Source organism: Pseudomonas sp. NBRC 111139 (genome assembly GCF_001753955.1).
In the GTDB taxonomy this organism is placed as follows: Bacteria; Pseudomonadota; Gammaproteobacteria; order Pseudomonadales; family Pseudomonadaceae; genus Aquipseudomonas; species Aquipseudomonas alloputida.
Genome location: NZ_BCBP01000024.1, coordinates 24,759 through 38,241 on the forward strand (window position 1 = coordinate 24,759; position 13,483 = coordinate 38,241).

At 63.9% G+C, this 13,483-nt stretch carries 14 protein-coding genes; 7 read left to right on the forward strand and 7 right to left on the reverse strand.

The window, feature by feature from the left end; genetic code table 11:
- The first annotated feature begins 69 nt into the window (after window positions 1–69).
- Both BJQ17_RS08135 and BJQ17_RS08140 read left to right on the forward strand, forming a co-directional pair.
- Window positions 70–540, forward strand: coding sequence for a hypothetical protein (locus BJQ17_RS08135; protein WP_012052122.1), 471 nt, complete (start codon window positions 70–72; stop codon window positions 538–540).
- 103 nt (window positions 541–643) lie between these two features.
- Window positions 644–856 (forward strand): PLDc N-terminal domain-containing protein, encoded by a 213-nt coding sequence (locus BJQ17_RS08140; RefSeq protein ID WP_003247877.1) that lies wholly within the window; start codon window positions 644–646, stop codon window positions 854–856.
- A 44-nt stretch (window positions 857–900) separates the two neighbouring features.
- On the opposite strand, the gene BJQ17_RS08145 is transcribed toward BJQ17_RS08140, so the two are convergent.
- Window positions 901–1,227 (reverse strand): hypothetical protein, encoded by a 327-nt coding sequence (locus BJQ17_RS08145; RefSeq protein ID WP_003247879.1) that lies wholly within the window; start codon window positions 1,225–1,227, stop codon window positions 901–903.
- 189 nt (window positions 1,228–1,416) lie between these two features.
- On the opposite strand from BJQ17_RS08145, the gene BJQ17_RS08150 reads away from it, so the two are divergent.
- Window positions 1,417–1,839 carry a RidA family protein gene (locus BJQ17_RS08150; protein ID WP_003247881.1) on the forward strand — a complete coding sequence of 141 codons (423 nt, stop codon included), beginning with the start codon at window positions 1,417–1,419 and terminating at the stop codon, window positions 1,837–1,839.
- Window positions 1,840–1,974: 135 nt separating this feature from the next.
- A complete protein-coding gene (locus BJQ17_RS08155; RefSeq protein ID WP_070095866.1) occupies window positions 1,975–2,847 on the forward strand; it encodes a DMT family transporter in 873 nt (290 codons plus the stop codon).
- Here BJQ17_RS08155 and BJQ17_RS08160 read toward each other — a convergent pair.
- Window positions 2,844–3,563: a TorF family putative porin gene (locus tag BJQ17_RS08160; RefSeq protein WP_003247889.1), complete on the reverse strand. Its 720-nt coding sequence runs from the start codon at window positions 3,561–3,563 to the stop codon at window positions 2,844–2,846. The two genes, BJQ17_RS08155 and BJQ17_RS08160, sit on opposite strands and share 4 nt — an antisense overlap.
- 81 nt (window positions 3,564–3,644) lie before the next feature.
- Window positions 3,645–3,896: a hypothetical protein gene (locus BJQ17_RS08165; protein WP_054889559.1), complete on the reverse strand. Its 252-nt coding sequence runs from the start codon at window positions 3,894–3,896 to the stop codon at window positions 3,645–3,647.
- 245 nt (window positions 3,897–4,141) lie between these two features.
- Between BJQ17_RS08165 and BJQ17_RS08170 the strand changes: the two genes are divergently transcribed.
- Together BJQ17_RS08170 and BJQ17_RS08175 are read left to right on the forward strand one after the other, a co-directional pair.
- Window positions 4,142–5,602, forward strand: coding sequence for a DUF3300 domain-containing protein (locus tag BJQ17_RS08170; protein WP_070095867.1), 1,461 nt, complete (start codon window positions 4,142–4,144; stop codon window positions 5,600–5,602).
- A complete protein-coding gene (locus BJQ17_RS08175; protein WP_070095868.1) occupies window positions 5,599–6,492 on the forward strand; it encodes a DUF2950 domain-containing protein in 894 nt (297 codons plus the stop codon). The genes BJQ17_RS08170 and BJQ17_RS08175 overlap by 4 nt, the downstream gene beginning before the upstream one ends.
- Before the next feature lie 59 nt (window positions 6,493–6,551).
- Here the strand turns inward: BJQ17_RS08175 and BJQ17_RS08180 are convergent, their stop codons facing one another.
- The 4 genes from BJQ17_RS08180 to BJQ17_RS08195 all read right to left on the reverse strand — a co-directional run bounded on the left by BJQ17_RS08180 (window position 6,552) and on the right by BJQ17_RS08195 (window position 12,509).
- Window positions 6,552–7,508 (reverse strand): helix-turn-helix domain-containing protein, encoded by a 957-nt coding sequence (locus BJQ17_RS08180; RefSeq protein ID WP_003247896.1) that lies wholly within the window; start codon window positions 7,506–7,508, stop codon window positions 6,552–6,554.
- A 148-nt stretch (window positions 7,509–7,656) separates the two neighbouring features.
- Window positions 7,657–9,741, reverse strand: a complete 2,085-nt coding sequence (locus BJQ17_RS08185) for a hydantoinase/oxoprolinase family protein (RefSeq protein ID WP_070095869.1) — start codon at window positions 9,739–9,741, stop codon at window positions 7,657–7,659.
- A gap of 13 nt (window positions 9,742–9,754) precedes the next feature.
- The gene (locus BJQ17_RS08190; protein WP_070095870.1) at window positions 9,755–11,500 is read right to left on the reverse strand and encodes a hydantoinase B/oxoprolinase family protein; all 1,746 of its coding nucleotides are present in this window, start codon (window positions 11,498–11,500) and stop codon (window positions 9,755–9,757) included.
- A gap of 154 nt (window positions 11,501–11,654) precedes the next feature.
- Window positions 11,655–12,509 carry a LysR family transcriptional regulator gene (locus BJQ17_RS08195; protein WP_003247901.1) on the reverse strand — a complete coding sequence of 285 codons (855 nt, stop codon included), beginning with the start codon at window positions 12,507–12,509 and terminating at the stop codon, window positions 11,655–11,657.
- 92 nt (window positions 12,510–12,601) lie between these two features.
- Here BJQ17_RS08195 and BJQ17_RS08200 point away from each other — a divergent pair, with 92 nt between their 5' ends.
- Window positions 12,602–13,030 (forward strand): multidrug/biocide efflux PACE transporter, encoded by a 429-nt coding sequence (locus BJQ17_RS08200; protein WP_003247903.1) that lies wholly within the window; start codon window positions 12,602–12,604, stop codon window positions 13,028–13,030.
- Window positions 13,031–13,483 lie beyond the last annotated feature (453 nt).

The following is a 13,483-nucleotide window of genomic DNA, read 5'->3' on the forward strand; positions in this document are numbered from 1 at the left end:
GTTCAGGCAAACCTGCCTGTCCTGGCGCTTTACCGCTATGCTGACCTTCCGTCATTGAGGATGCCCCTGATGAGATATGCCGCTGTAGTGTTGCTCAGCCTGTTGCCGTTGCTGGCCAACGCCCTGGAGCAGGGCGACAAGCTTGCCCCGTTCACACTGCTCGACCAGTACGACCAGGCCTACAGCCTTGCTGCCGACACGCAGATACTGCTGGTGGCGCGCGATATGGACGGTGCCAAGCTGGTCAAGGCGGCACTGGCCGAGCAGCCCAAGGGCTACCTGGAAGCACGCGCCGCTGTATTCGTGGCCGACATTCAGCGCATGCCTGCGCTGATCAGCAAACTCTTCGCTGTCCCGGCCATGCGCGATTACAGCTACCGGGTGCTGCTCGACCGTGATGGGCGAGTGGCCAGCCGTTACCCCGGGCAGGAGGGCCAGGTGCAGTGGTTACAACTGCAGCAGGGCGTGCTGGTCAGCCAGCGGGCGTTCACCGATGCAGCGGCGTTGAAGGCTGCGCTGGAGAATGCACCACGGCAATAAGGCCTTTTCGCCGCGCCTGCAAAGAGGCGCGGTGAGTCAAATCAATCTGAACCCTCAGCGCTTGCAGCAACCCAACCCAATACATGCCATTGGGAGAGCGCTCATGGAAATCGGTACGATCTGGATCATCATCGCAGCCTTGGTCATTCTGCTGGAGATCTGGGCCATCTGGCACATCATCGGCAGTGAACGGCGCGCCGAGCGCAAGATGCTGTGGATCGTCTTCGTGGTCTACGCACCCTTCCCCGGTTTGCTGTTCTGGGCCTGGCGCGGGCCGCGGGCGGTGAAGGGCAGGGCGGTGCTGCAGGAAAAATGACGGTTTGCGGCCTCGGGCGCGGGGGCGCCTGAGGCCGTCGAGGGTCATTTGGGCAGGATGTCGAAACGCATGGCTGGCCCCAGCCCGTCCACCATCAGGCAGCCGTAGAACTTCACGGTGGACAGTACGCGCAGTTCCTTGAGCGCGTCATGGATGTAATCGCGGACCAGCTTTTCAGCTTCCCGCTTGCGGTCAGCGAGGGTGGTGCCATTGAGCGTGATCATGCCAAGCAGCGTGGTTTCAATGTGCTCGACGGTGTCCAGGCCGAGCTTTTCCCGCAGGTGCAGACGTGCCTGTGCCGCATCGGTTTCATCGCGTGGAGCGCTGTGCGGCTTGATGGTATAGGCCAGCTGAAAATCAAATTTGCTCATCGGTTTTTCCTTGTTGGTTAAAGGCCTCCATGCCGGGCTTTGCAATCTAAGGCCTGACAGCCGCTGCGCAAACACACGCTTGGTTCCAACATGACGATGCCTTGTACGAAATGTCCTACTTCAGGCTTGACCTCGAGTTAACTTAAGGTCCGATACTCCGACGCTCTTCCAACCGAGCAAGGGCTTGTCGTGACCCCATCAAGCGCATTCCAGCTAAGCAACCCCGAAGGCCTCTACGACCCCAGTGGCAACGCCTACTCCCATGTCGCCGAAGTGCGCGCTGACAGCCGTCTGCTGTTCATCGCCGGTCAGGGTGGGGAGGATAGCCAGGGCCAGTTGTCACCCGTGTTCGCCGATCAGGCCCGGCAGGCATTGGCCAACCTGGAACGGGCCCTGGCGTCGAAAGGTGCCAGCCTGGCCCAGGTGTTCAAGCTGACCCTGCTGATTGTCGAGCACTCCGAAGCGCGCCTGCACCAGTGGGTGGCCGAGGCCGACAGGGCCTGGGGGGCGCACATGAAACCGACCTGCACACTGATACCGGTGCCCCGGCTGGCGCTGGACGGCATGCTGGTGGAGATCGAAGCAGTAGCCGCCGTCTTGCTCAAAACCTGAAAAGCCGGCGCGGGTTTACCCGCGAACACCGCCGTAACCGGTGCCATCCTCCACGGTGGATTCTTCCTTGTATATCGGTGCCGGTCCTGACTAAATGCCGCTATAACAACAATCCCACTCAGAGGTGACCACACCATGAGTACAGGCACGACCACGCTTACTGACCGCAAGACCAGCGCCTGGCTTTGGCCTGCCCTTTTCAGCCTGGTGGCGTTTGCCGCCAACTCGGTGTTCTGCCGGCTGGCGCTGAAGGACGGGGCCATCGACCCGGTGTCCTTCACCATGGTCCGCCTGGCCAGTGGTGCGCTGTTTCTGCTGTTGCTGATTCGCCTGCGCAGCCCGGTGCACACCATGGGCGGCAGTTGGTGGGGCGGTCTGGCCCTGTTCCTGTACGCGTTCCTGTTTTCTGCGGCGTACCTGCAACTGGGGGCAGGGGTGGGGGCGTTGTTGCTGTTCGGTGCCGTGCAGATCACCATGTTCGGCTTTGCGTGGTACAGGGGCGAACACATCACTATACGCATGCTGCTGGGCATGCTGATCGCCTTTGCCGGCCTGCTGGTGCTGCTGTTGCCTGGCGTCTCGGCGCCGCCGTTGGCCAGTGCCTTGCTGATGGCCCTGTCCGGTGTGGCCTGGGGGGTATATACGCTACTGGGCAAAGGCTCGCCCAGGCCGCTGGCCGACACTGCCGGCAATTTTGCCCGCAGCTTGCCGTGCCTGGTGCTGCTGCTACCGATGCTGTTGCTGGGGGCCGGCCCGCACCTCACGCCACTTGGCTTGTTGTATGCCTTGGGTTCCGGTGTGCTGGCTTCTGGCGCAGGCTATGCCGTTTGGTATGGCGTGGTCCGGCAGATCAGTGCGCAACAGGCGGCGACCCTGCAGCTCAGCGTGCCGGTGATTGCCGCACTGGGCGGGGTTGCCCTGATCGGCGAGTCGGTGTCGTTGCGTTTGTTGATCGCCTGTGTGGTGGTGTTGGGCGGTATTGCCCTGGCGCTGGCGCCGCGCCGTTAAAAAAAGCTGCGCTGGGCCTTGAGCGTGACCACGCTGTCGCAATAGGTATTGATGCCCGAATAGGCATCGCAGCTCGCGCCACTCAGGCTGGAGTTGCTGTAGATCAGGTTCAGGTCGATGCCCAGCCAGGGCCGCGACAGCTCCAGTGACCAATCGGAAAAGGTATTCACCTGGCTGCCATCGCCAATGGTGAACGGCGTGCCCAGGCGGTGGTGGGCGAGCTTGACGGTGAAGTCGACGTCGAACATCGGCAGATGGCCGAAGTCGGCGAACAGCGTGCCCGTGCGGTTGTCGGGGTTGTCGCGCAGCGCCCCGCCGAAGCGGCTGCCCAGCACCGAAATCCCCCCATACAGGGCGTAGCTGTCGGGGCCTGCGATATTGGGCTGACTGTAATGGATCAGCCCTACCTCGTAGCCCAGGCTGCTGTCGAAATGGTGCTTGTAGCCCAGGTAGCTGTCCAGGCGCAGGGTCGAGTCAGGGGTGACGCCCATGCTTGGGGCGTACTGGCCCAGGTACCAGCCATTGGGGTGGCTGAGGTCGAGCCCGCCATGGAATGCGCCAACGGCACTGGGTGAGATAAGCCCTTGCGCCATGCTGCGTGAGGGGGTGGTGCCGAGTGTGAAGTCGAAATCGCCCAGTTGGCGTTTCATCTGCTGGGCTTGCGACGCGGGGCTTAAAAGCAGCGCAGCACTCAGCAACAGAAGGGGCCTGATCATGGTCTCCGTCCTGGAAGGCTTGCGGTTGAGCGGTAGAGGATACCTGCGCACGTGGAGGGAGGGAACCGCCGGTTAGCCCGTTCAGCCTTTGGTCGAACGTTCAGCGTCGGCGGCCTCCGTCACGACAGGCAGGTTACCGGCACGCAGGATCACCCGCCGTTGCTGCTCGTAATTGTCCAGTGACAGGCCGCGGCGCTGCAAGGCTTCCAGTTGCAACTGGCGGGTTTCCTCGGCGCTGTACGGGCGCAGTTCAGGGTGGCTGGCACAGCCGCTGATCACGGCGATGGCAAAAACGACAAGGGTGGCGCACAGGTCGCGGGCCAAGGTATTCATCGGTTAGCTCCAGGGCAGTCTAGGCGGCAGCGTGGGGATGGCGCTAGGTTATGCGGCCACAGCGTTCGGTAGAAATTGCCCTGCTCGATAGTGACTATCGACGATTCCGGCGAAGCGCACCTATAGACTCAAACGCATCAACCATCCCACCTTTGAAGCGCGAAAAGTTTGCGTCCCCTCGTCTGGTCAAAAGCACTGCCATTGCTACCCTTAACCCACGCGGTCTGACCTCATGGGGATAAGCGATGCGCATGCCATTGTTTGCTGTCCTGTCGGCACTGCTTTGCCTGAGCGCTGCCCCGGGCCTGGTGCAGGCCGCAGACGTGCCCGCGCCGGATCCGGCGCCTTCCGCTGCCACGCCCGTAGCCAAGGACCCGGTGTTCTCCCAGGAGCAACTGGACCAGATGCTTGCCCCCATTGCCTTGTACCCCGATCAGTTGCTGGCTCAGGTGCTGATGGCGTCAACCTACCCGGGGCAGGTCAATGAAGCCGTGACCTGGTCCAAGGCCAACCCCAAGGCCACCGGCGACGATGCAGTCAGGCAAGTGGCCAAGCAGCCCTGGGACCCTAGCGTACAGGCACTGGTAGCCTTCCCGCAGGTGCTGGCAACGCTTGGGCAGGACCCGGTCTGGGTGCAGCGCCTGGGCGATGCTTTTCTCGCTCAGCCCGATGATGTCATGGGCAGCGTGCAGCGTTTGCGCCACCAGGCGCAGGCTGCCGGCAATCTGCAGAGCAGCCAGTACCAGCACGTCACCGTGCAGACCGCACCGGCGCCAGCCGCAAGCGGCAGTAGCACCCAAGGGGCAGCGGCCAGCAGCCCGCCCACCACCATCGTCATCGCGCCGGCCGACCCGCAAGTGGTGTATGTGCCCAGCTATAACCCGACCACCACCTATGGCACTTGGGCCTACCCGGCCTCGCCGCCGGTGTATTACCCGCCGCCGCCCATGTACTACCCCGGTTCCGCGCTGGTGGCCGGCCTGGCCTTCGGTACCGGCGTGGCGATCGTCGCCTCGTTGTGGGGCGATTGCGACTGGGACAACAATGACATCGACATTGACGTCAACCGCTACAACAACCTCAACGTCAACAACCGCATCACCAACAACCAGAACAAATGGCAGCACAATGCCGCCAACCGCGACGGTGTGCCATACCGTGATTCTCGCAGCCGTCAGCAGTACGGCCGCCAGCTGGACGGTGCCACTCAGCGCACCGCGTTCCGCGGCGACGACGCCCAACGGGCCCAGGCCCGAGACAAAGCCCGGGCATCGATGGACCGCGCAGGTATCGAACGGCCGGCTACCAGTAACCGTCAGGCCCGCGAGCAAATGCGCGAGGCCAAGGCAGGCAATCCTGACGGCAACCGCATGCCGTCCCGTGATGATGGCGCGCGGGCGACTGACCGTCGGCAGGAAACCCGCAATGATCAAGGCCGCCAGCAGAACGGCAACCTGGCCAATCAACGCCGGCAGGGCGACGGCCAGGTGCGGCAGCCGGCGCAGAGCCGTCCTGCCAATACGGCAGGCCGTGCCCGCAACAATGCCTTCGACGGTGTGCGCTCGCCGTCGCGCACCAGCGTGCAGGCCAACCGCGGCCGTACCAGCCAGTCGTTCGCTCAGCGGCCCGGTGCGTCTCGTGCCGCCGGGCACCCGATCTCCCGGCCCAGTGCGCCCGCGCGTCGCGGCGCAGGAGGCCGTCGATGAAGCGCCCAACACGTGCTGCATTGCTGCTGACGGCAGGTCTGGCCTGGTCGTTCATGGCCGCTGCCCAGCAAGCCTTCCCAACGCCGGAGAAGGCCGTGGAAGCCTTTGTCGCGGCGCTGGGCCAGGAAAAACCTGATGAAGCCCGCCTGGCCCAGTTGCTGGGCGATGACTGGCGCACCTATATACCGCGCGGTGGTGTGCAACGCAGCGATGTGGATACCTTTCTCGAGCAGTATCGCGCACAGCACAGCATCGACATGTCAGGCGAGGGCAAGGCCATCCTGGCGGTGGGCACCGGTCATTGGACCTTGCCCATACCGCTGACCAGAACCAGCCAGGGCTGGCGCTTCGACCTCAAGGCGGGCAGTGCCGAAATCCGCGCCCGTCGTATCGGGCGCAACGAGCTGGGTGTTCTGCAGTCGCTGCTGGCCTATCACGATGCGCAAATGGACTACGCGACCCAGGACCATAACGGCAATGGTGCGCTGGAGTACGCACAGAAGATTTTCAGCGAGCCGGGCAAGCATGACGGGCTGTATTGGGATGACGATGGCGACGGTGACGTCAGCCCGTTGGGTCCGCTGTTCGGCCAGGATGTGGTCGGTGACGCCTGGTATGGCTACCACTTCCGCATCCTGGATGCACAGGGCCCATCCGCCCCGGGCGGTGCCTACAGCTACCTGATCGGTAACCAGATGAGCCGTGGCTTCGCCATGGTCGCCTGGCCGGCCAAGTACGACGACACCGGGGTGATGAGCTTCATGATCAGCCATGACGGCCAAGTGTTCGAGAAAGACCTCGGGCCGCATGGCGACAGGCTGGCGAAGGAGATGAAACGCTTCGACCCGGACGACAGCTGGAAAGTGGTGGATGTGGCGGCGGGGGATTGAGCCCGCCAAGCCAACGCGACGGTGCCCCTGTGGAAGCGGGCCATTTTCCGTTGTTGTGATCAGTGCGCACGCGTAGCCCGCACCTCGCTCGCCGTGCACCCATACTGCTGGCGAAATGCCCGGGTGAACTGCGCCTGATCGGCAAAGCCCCAGCGAAATGCCAGTTCGCCGATCGCCAGGTGGCAATGCGGGTCAAGCAGTTGCCGGTGCACGGCCTCCAGGCGTTGACGGCGTACCCACTCGCCAAGGGTGTAGGGCGTGATCGCGAACAACTTGTGCAGATAACGCAGCGACAGCCCACAGGCGCTGGCGATGGTTTGTGGCGACAGCTCGGGGTCACCCAGGTTTTGCTGCACGTACTGCTCGACCCGCGTCAGGTGCAGGGTGCTGAGGTTGCTGCCTTCGCTGCCCAGCACGCGCTCATCCTGTTGCAAGGCCAGCAGCAGGGTGGCGGAGGCCTGTTCCAGCAGTAGATGCCGGGCTGCCGGGGGGCTGGTGTCGAAATGGCGGGCACACAGGTCGAGTTGCTCGACGAAGATGCGCCCCAGGCCCTGACGGGCATCGAAGCAATGCCGGGTATAGCGCTTGTGCCCCAGCAGGTTGGCTTTGAGCGCACGCTCGGGCAGCTTGAGCACCCACAAGTCGTTCTGTGTGCCGTAGTGGAAGCGGTAGGGTGCATCGCCGCGCTCGACGATGAAACCGCCCGGGCTGCAACTGATCTGGTGGCCGTCCTGTTCAAAGTGCACCTCGCTGCCATGCGGCACGGTCACCAGGTAGAACGCTTCATGGTCCTGGCCGATGTGCGCGTTACTGCGCGAGTAACCCAGCTGGCTGGACCGCAGGCGCGACAGGCTCAGTGGCGTGCTCGGCGTACTCCAGCGCTGCAGGTGGCCATCGAACGGCTGTCCGGCAGCAAATTCAAGGCTCAATGGGAAATAGGTGTCACTGATGGCTTCGGCCCAGCGTGCCTGGCGTTCGGGCTGTGGCCAGCCGTGGGTCGAGAGTTCTGTGGGCATGGTGGGTCCTTTTTCAAAGAGGGCAGCATTGAAAAAAGGAACTGCAGGCAAGCTACTCAAGCAGCTCTTGTTATTGTACAAACCGCCCGGCAGCGTAAAACTGCCGGGCGGTTGTCAGGCCCATGATCGGCGCGCGCCGACCGCAAGATCAACCCCCGCGTGTCACCCGGTAGGTGGCCGAAGGCTCCAGGCGAGCCTGCCAGCCGGGTGGCAGGACAATATTGGTGGTGTCTTCCTCGATCACACAGGGGCCATGCACGGTCTGCCCTGGCAACAGGTGGTTACCGTTGAACACCGGTGTGGGCTGCCATTCACCGTCGGCACTGAACAGCATCGGGCGGACGGATTGCGCGGTGGGGGCGGGGGGCTCGGCCGGCCCCTGCAGCTCGGGTTGCGGCGGGCGTGGCAGGTGGCCGATCACCGAGCACTCCAGGTTCACCAGCTCCACCGGGCTGGCGGGTTCGCTGTACGAGTACAGGGTCTGGTGGCGGCTGTGGAAGCGGCTGATCAGCGCGGCCAGCCCTGCCTCGTCCAGGCTGTGCTGCTGCAGGTCCACACTGCACTCATGAATCTGCCCCAGGTAGCGCATCTCCAGGGTGTAGTGGCAGCTGCTGGCCTGGTCGCCAAAACCGTCTTCGCGCAGGTTGGCCAGGCCTTGCTCACGCAGTTCGGTGAGGGTCTGGTTGAGTTGCGCCAGGTCGACGTGCCCGGCGTCCAGGCGCATCGACAGGCTGGTGAGCTGGTCGTAGCGCACGTCGGACAGGATCTGGCCGAACGCACACAAGCCCGAGGCCACCTTGGGGATCAGCACGGTGTGCATGCCGATTTCTTCGGCCAGGCGCACCACGTGCATGCCCGCCGCACCGCCTGCGCCGATCAGGGCGAAGTCACGCGGGTCGTGACCGCGCTCGATCGATACGCGGCGGATGCCGTTGACCATGTTCAGGTTGACCAGGGTGGTGATGCCGAATGCCGCGCGTTCCACACTGATGCCCAACGGTTCGGCGATCGTGCTCCGGATGGCGTCCAGCGCGGCCTGGCGGTTCAGGCGGATACTGCCGCCCAGCAGTGCGCCGTCGGGCAGGTAGCCAAGTGCCAGGTTGGCGTCGGTGACCGTGGGTTCGTGGCCACCCTTGCCGTAGCACACCGGCCCAGGCATGGCGCCGGCGCTGCGCGGTCCGACCTGGAGCATGCCAAACTCGTCCAGGTGGGCGATGGAGCCACCGCCGGCACCCAGGGTCTCCACTTGGATCATCGGCACGCCGATGCGCTGGCGCAGGAAGTCCACGTCCTTGCTGAAGTTGGTGCGTCCGCCATTGGTCAGGGTGATGTCGAACGAGGTGCCGCCCATGTCCACGGTGATGACGTTGTCGATCCCGAACGGCCTCGCTACCGCCAGCCCGGCTTGTGGCGCTGAGGCCGGACCGGAGTTGATCGCGTTGACGGCGCGCTCACGCATCAGGTGCCCGGGCGCCAACCCGCCATTGGACTGGAAGTAGCGTACTGGCTGCTGTGCGCCAAGTGCCTGAAACAGGCTGTCGATGCGCGCCACGTAACGTGCCATTACCGGGCTGAGGTAGGCGTTGACCACGGTGGTGGAGGTGCGGGTGTATTCGCGAATCTGCGGGAACACCTCGCAGCCGGTGCAGACGAACACCTCGGGCAGGGCAGCCCGTACCAGTTCGGCGGCCCGTTGTTCGTGGCTGGGGTTGCGCACCGACCACAGGAAGGAAATGGCCACGGCCTGCACGCCTTCGGCACGGAAGTAGTCGATGGCGGCATGGATGGCGGCTTCGTCCAGCGGGCTGTGCTCACGGCCATCGCCAAGGATTCGGCCACCGATCGGGCGGCGCAGGTGGCGTGGGGCAAGCATGTGTGCCGGCGGGTAGTGGGCGTCGTAGCGGTGGCCCTCTTCCTTGTGGCCCAGGCGGATTTCCAGGCTGTCCTCGTGCCCCTCGGTGCACAGCAGGCCCACCTTGACCCCGGTGCGCTCGATCAGCGCGTTGAGGGCCACGGTGGTGCCGTTGATGCACAGGTCACAGTTGGCGATCAGTTCGGCCGGGCTGCGCCCGGTGGCGTCAGCAATCTGTGCCAGGCCGGCGCGAATGGCCAAGGTGCCGTCCTGCGGCGTGGAGGGGGCCTTGAACAGCTGCACGCCGCCGTCGCGATCGGCCAGGATGAAATCGGTGAAAGTGCCGCCGGCGTCTACGCCCAGGCGATATTGGTTACGCATGCGTGTTCTCCGGTTAGCGCGGGGCGCGGGCAAGGCGGGTGGCTGTTTCGTCCAGTTGGCCATCGGCATCGAGGACCACGCCATATTCCAGGGCTGCGCCTTGTGGCGAGACCAGGCCGTTGCGCACGTCCTCCAGTACTGCTGCGACCCGACGGCGCAGTGGGTCGCCGTAGCCACCACCCCCTGGGTTGATGTTGATGATGCGTTCGCCGGGCTGCAGGGTGAGCATGGGGTTCTGCGTGTAGTGGTCTTCGCGGCCATCGGCATGGCGATGGATCAGCCGGCCCAGTTTGGGCTCGAGCAGGGCATTGCGAGCCCCGGCGGCACCAGCGGTGGGCAACTGGCGGCCCTCGCCGAAGCCGACCACGGTCATGGCGTGGTCCAGTGGCTCGATCTCCAGGCGGGTGCCCGAACCCCCGCGTAACTCACCGGCGCCACCACTGTCGGCCATCAGGCTGTAGCGGTGGATCAGCACCGGATAAGCGTGTTCGAGCAGCTCGATGTCACCGCTCATCAGCGCCCCGAAGCAGCACAGCGGGCCGCAGGCGTGCCAGCCATCCATCACCTTGTTGGCACCGGCACCGGAAATGATCGAGGCCAGCACCATCGTCACGTACTCGCTATTGCCGTTGCGCGGGTCGCGGCCGGCAATGTTGATGCCGCTGGTATGCCCCCAGGAGGCCGTTACCCGCTGTGGCGAGGCCTGTTCCAGTGCCGTGCGCACGGCATCGGCGAGGGTTTCCATCGGCGTGGTGGTGCAATTGACGTGAGGCGCGGGTTCCTCGGCATTGCACAGCGTACCCCTGGGGCCGACATCGACCGTTACGCAGCGATACAGGCCTTCGTTGTAAGGCGGCGCCACCTGGGCGAACATCATCAGCCCCAGGTAAACCCCGGATACCGAGTTGCCCTCATAGGAATTGATGAAGTACGGCACCTGCGGCGGGCTTTCGATGCGCACATGGGCCTGGTCGCCACGGATCTGCACATGGGCGGTGATGGCCAGTTCACCCAGGCCGTGGCCGGCATCTTCGAGCACGGCGGTGCCGCTGTAGTCACCATCCGGCACATCGCGCAACAGCGCCCGCATGTGTCGGTCGGCCATGTTCTTCAGTTCGGCGATGGAGGCACGCACCTGTGCCACGCCGTACTTGTCCAGCAGCTCCAGCAAGTGCCGCTCGCCGACCTTGCAGGCGCCATACTGGGCATTGAGGTCGCCTTCCTGATAGGGGCGGGCGCGCATGTTGGTGAGCATGAAGTTGATCACGTCCTCACGACGCTTGCCCTTTTCCCACAGCTTGACCGGTGGAATGCGCAGGCCCTCGGCATAGATCTCCTTGGCATCGGGGTTGTAGCCCGCCGGCACCGGGCCGCCGATGTCGGTCAGGTGGCCCTTGCAGACGGTCCAGAACACCAGCTCGCCCTGGTAATACACCGGTTTGTACATGCAGCAGTCGAGAATATGGCTGCCCTTGTAGGCGGGGTCGTTGTGGTAGATCACGTCGCCTTCGGCGATGTCGTCGCCGAAGAACTCGGCCACGCATTTCATGGCCGGTATCAGCGAGCCCAGGTGGATGGGAATGTCCTGGCCCTGCAGGATCATTTCCGGCAAGTGGTCGAACAGCGAGTTGGAATAGTCGTGTGCCAGGTTGAACACACTGGAGCGCCCGGTCTTTTCCAGGGTCAGGGTCATTTCGCGTTGCGCTGTCTCCAGCGCACCCCGGACAACCGCAAGGGTGATCGGATCTACTGTCTGCATAGGTCACCAACGTTTGTTCTTGTGCTTTTTGGGTGCGTGCCGCAGCGGGGCGGCGCGTGGTGACAGGCTAAGGGGCGGGGTGGGGGGAAGGCTTGTCGCTGGGTGTACCGGTTGTTGTGTCTGGGCGCACTTCAAGTTCGGGCAGGCGACACAACTATTGCCCCAACATTTGTCGCACCAGCCATTGCCCGGCCGGCCCCAAGGCACGCCGGCTCGACCAGGCCACATCCATATCCACCCGCCGGGGGTAACCCGCTATCTGCAACTCCACCAGCTCGTTGCCAAACCGTTTTACCAGCGCCCTGGGCAGCTCGGCCCAGCCAAACCCGCGCACGGCGAACTCCAGCAGGGTAAGGTAATCCGGTGCCGACCACGCTTGGCCACGGCCATGGTGCAGGCTGGGGGCATAGGTCTTGATATACAGCTGTCGTGCGTTCTCCAGATGCTGCGCCTTTACCTGCGCCAGGCTTGCCAGCGGATGCTCGCTGGCGACATACACGCCGAACTCTGCCTGCTCCGGCAAGCGCGCCACGGCCACGTCGGCGGGGTAGCCGGGCTGTGTGGCAAGGATGCCGACATGGGCCAGGCCCTGCTGGATCATCTCGATCACATCAGCGTCCTCCGCCGGGCCGCAGCGTAGCTCGGTATGGGGGTAGTGCTGGGCGAAACGAGTCATCACCGCCCCCTGGAACGTTACGCTGTAGCTGTCCGACATCACCACAGATACCAGCGCCTCGACATTTTGCGCCAGTCGCACTGCCAGCGCATCGAGCTGGGCGCTGGCATCGAGAATCGCCTCGACATGGCTCAGCACCTGCCTGCCCGCCTCATTGAGCGTGGGGTGGCGGCCATTGCGGTCAAACAGCGGGCAGCCGATATCGGCCTCGAAATTGGCGATGGCGATGCTGACAGTGGACTGGCTTTTGCGCAGCTTGCGCGCCGCCGCAGAAAACGAACCGAGTGAGGCGGCTTCGGTAAAGGCGACCAGAGCTTCGGGAGAGTAACGCATGGTATTGATAAAACCGATGGTAGCTATGTCGCGAGTATCAGTTCTATCAAAGAAAATGGGAAGCACGACTCCCGCAATGGATGGAATGTGCAATGAAAAACGTGTCTTTCACCGAACGCCTGGTCCACGCCGTTGGCTATGAAGTTTTTGCGGTACTGCTGTGTGCGCCGCTGCTGTCCTGGATCATGGGCAAGTCGTTGGCAACGGCGGGCGCGCTGGCGGTGACCCTGTCGGTGATCGCCATGCTGTGGAACATGGTCTACAACGCACTGGTTGATCGCTGGGTGCAAACCGAACGCATCAACTGGAAGGCCAGTACGCGTTTTGTGCACGGTCTTGGCTTCGAAGCCGGCCTGGTGGTGTGGTGCCTGCCGGTGGCGGCTTGGATGCTGGAGATTTCGCTGCTGCAGGCGTTCATGGTGGAGCTGGGCTTCTTCGTGATCATCCTGCCCTACACCGTGGTGTACAACTGGGCGTTCGACAAAGCCCGGCACCTGCTGGTGCAGCGGCGCCTGGCATGATTCGGCCACCCGGCGCGGTTCATTGATCAGGGGTGGACACAGGTCGGTGGTTGTGCGCAGGCCGTCGTGTAGGAGCGGGTTCACCCGCGAAAGGGCCGGGCCTGCTGGCCAATTTCCACCCGCCGTTCACCGTCGCCGGCGCTACCGTATTCGCGGGTAAACCCGCTCCTACCACGGTGGTGGTCACACGTCGGGGATTGGGCGCAGGCCGTCGTGTAGGAGCGGGTTTACCCGCGAAAGGGCCGGCCCTGCTGGTCAATTTCCACCCGCCGTTCACCGTCGCCGCCACCACCGTATTCGCGGGTAAACCCGCTCCTACCACGGTGGTGGACACACCTCGTGGGTTGGACACAGGCCGTCGTAGGAGCGGGTTTACCCGCGAAAGGGCCGGCCCTGCTGGCCAATTTCCACCCGCCGTTCACCGTCGCTGCCGCTACCGTATTCGCGGATAAA

What these genes read in the sequence shown, in the direction of transcription:
- BJQ17_RS08135 (WP_012052122.1), top strand. Translation starts at nt 70, where the DNA reads ATGAGATATGCCGCTGTAGTGTTGCTCAGCCTGTTGCCGTTGCTGGCC.
- BJQ17_RS08140 (WP_003247877.1), top strand. Translation starts at nt 644, where the DNA reads ATGGAAATCGGTACGATCTGGATCATCATCGCAGCCTTGGTCATTCTG.
- BJQ17_RS08145 (WP_003247879.1), bottom strand. Translation starts at nt 1,227, where the DNA reads ATGAGCAAATTTGATTTTCAGCTGGCCTATACCATCAAGCCGCACAGC.
- BJQ17_RS08155 (WP_070095866.1), top strand. Translation starts at nt 1,975, where the DNA reads ATGAGTACAGGCACGACCACGCTTACTGACCGCAAGACCAGCGCCTGG.
- BJQ17_RS08160 (WP_003247889.1), bottom strand. Translation starts at nt 3,563, where the DNA reads ATGATCAGGCCCCTTCTGTTGCTGAGTGCTGCGCTGCTTTTAAGCCCC.
- BJQ17_RS08165 (WP_054889559.1), bottom strand. Translation starts at nt 3,896, where the DNA reads ATGAATACCTTGGCCCGCGACCTGTGCGCCACCCTTGTCGTTTTTGCC.
- BJQ17_RS08170 (WP_070095867.1), top strand. Translation starts at nt 4,142, where the DNA reads ATGCGCATGCCATTGTTTGCTGTCCTGTCGGCACTGCTTTGCCTGAGC.
- BJQ17_RS08175 (WP_070095868.1), top strand. Translation starts at nt 5,599, where the DNA reads ATGAAGCGCCCAACACGTGCTGCATTGCTGCTGACGGCAGGTCTGGCC.
- BJQ17_RS08180 (WP_003247896.1), bottom strand. Translation starts at nt 7,508, where the DNA reads ATGCCCACAGAACTCTCGACCCACGGCTGGCCACAGCCCGAACGCCAG.
- BJQ17_RS08185 (WP_070095869.1), bottom strand. Translation starts at nt 9,741, where the DNA reads ATGCGTAACCAATATCGCCTGGGCGTAGACGCCGGCGGCACTTTCACC.
- BJQ17_RS08190 (WP_070095870.1), bottom strand. Translation starts at nt 11,500, where the DNA reads ATGCAGACAGTAGATCCGATCACCCTTGCGGTTGTCCGGGGTGCGCTG.
- BJQ17_RS08195 (WP_003247901.1), bottom strand. Translation starts at nt 12,509, where the DNA reads ATGCGTTACTCTCCCGAAGCTCTGGTCGCCTTTACCGAAGCCGCCTCA.
- BJQ17_RS08200 (WP_003247903.1), top strand. Translation starts at nt 12,602, where the DNA reads ATGAAAAACGTGTCTTTCACCGAACGCCTGGTCCACGCCGTTGGCTAT.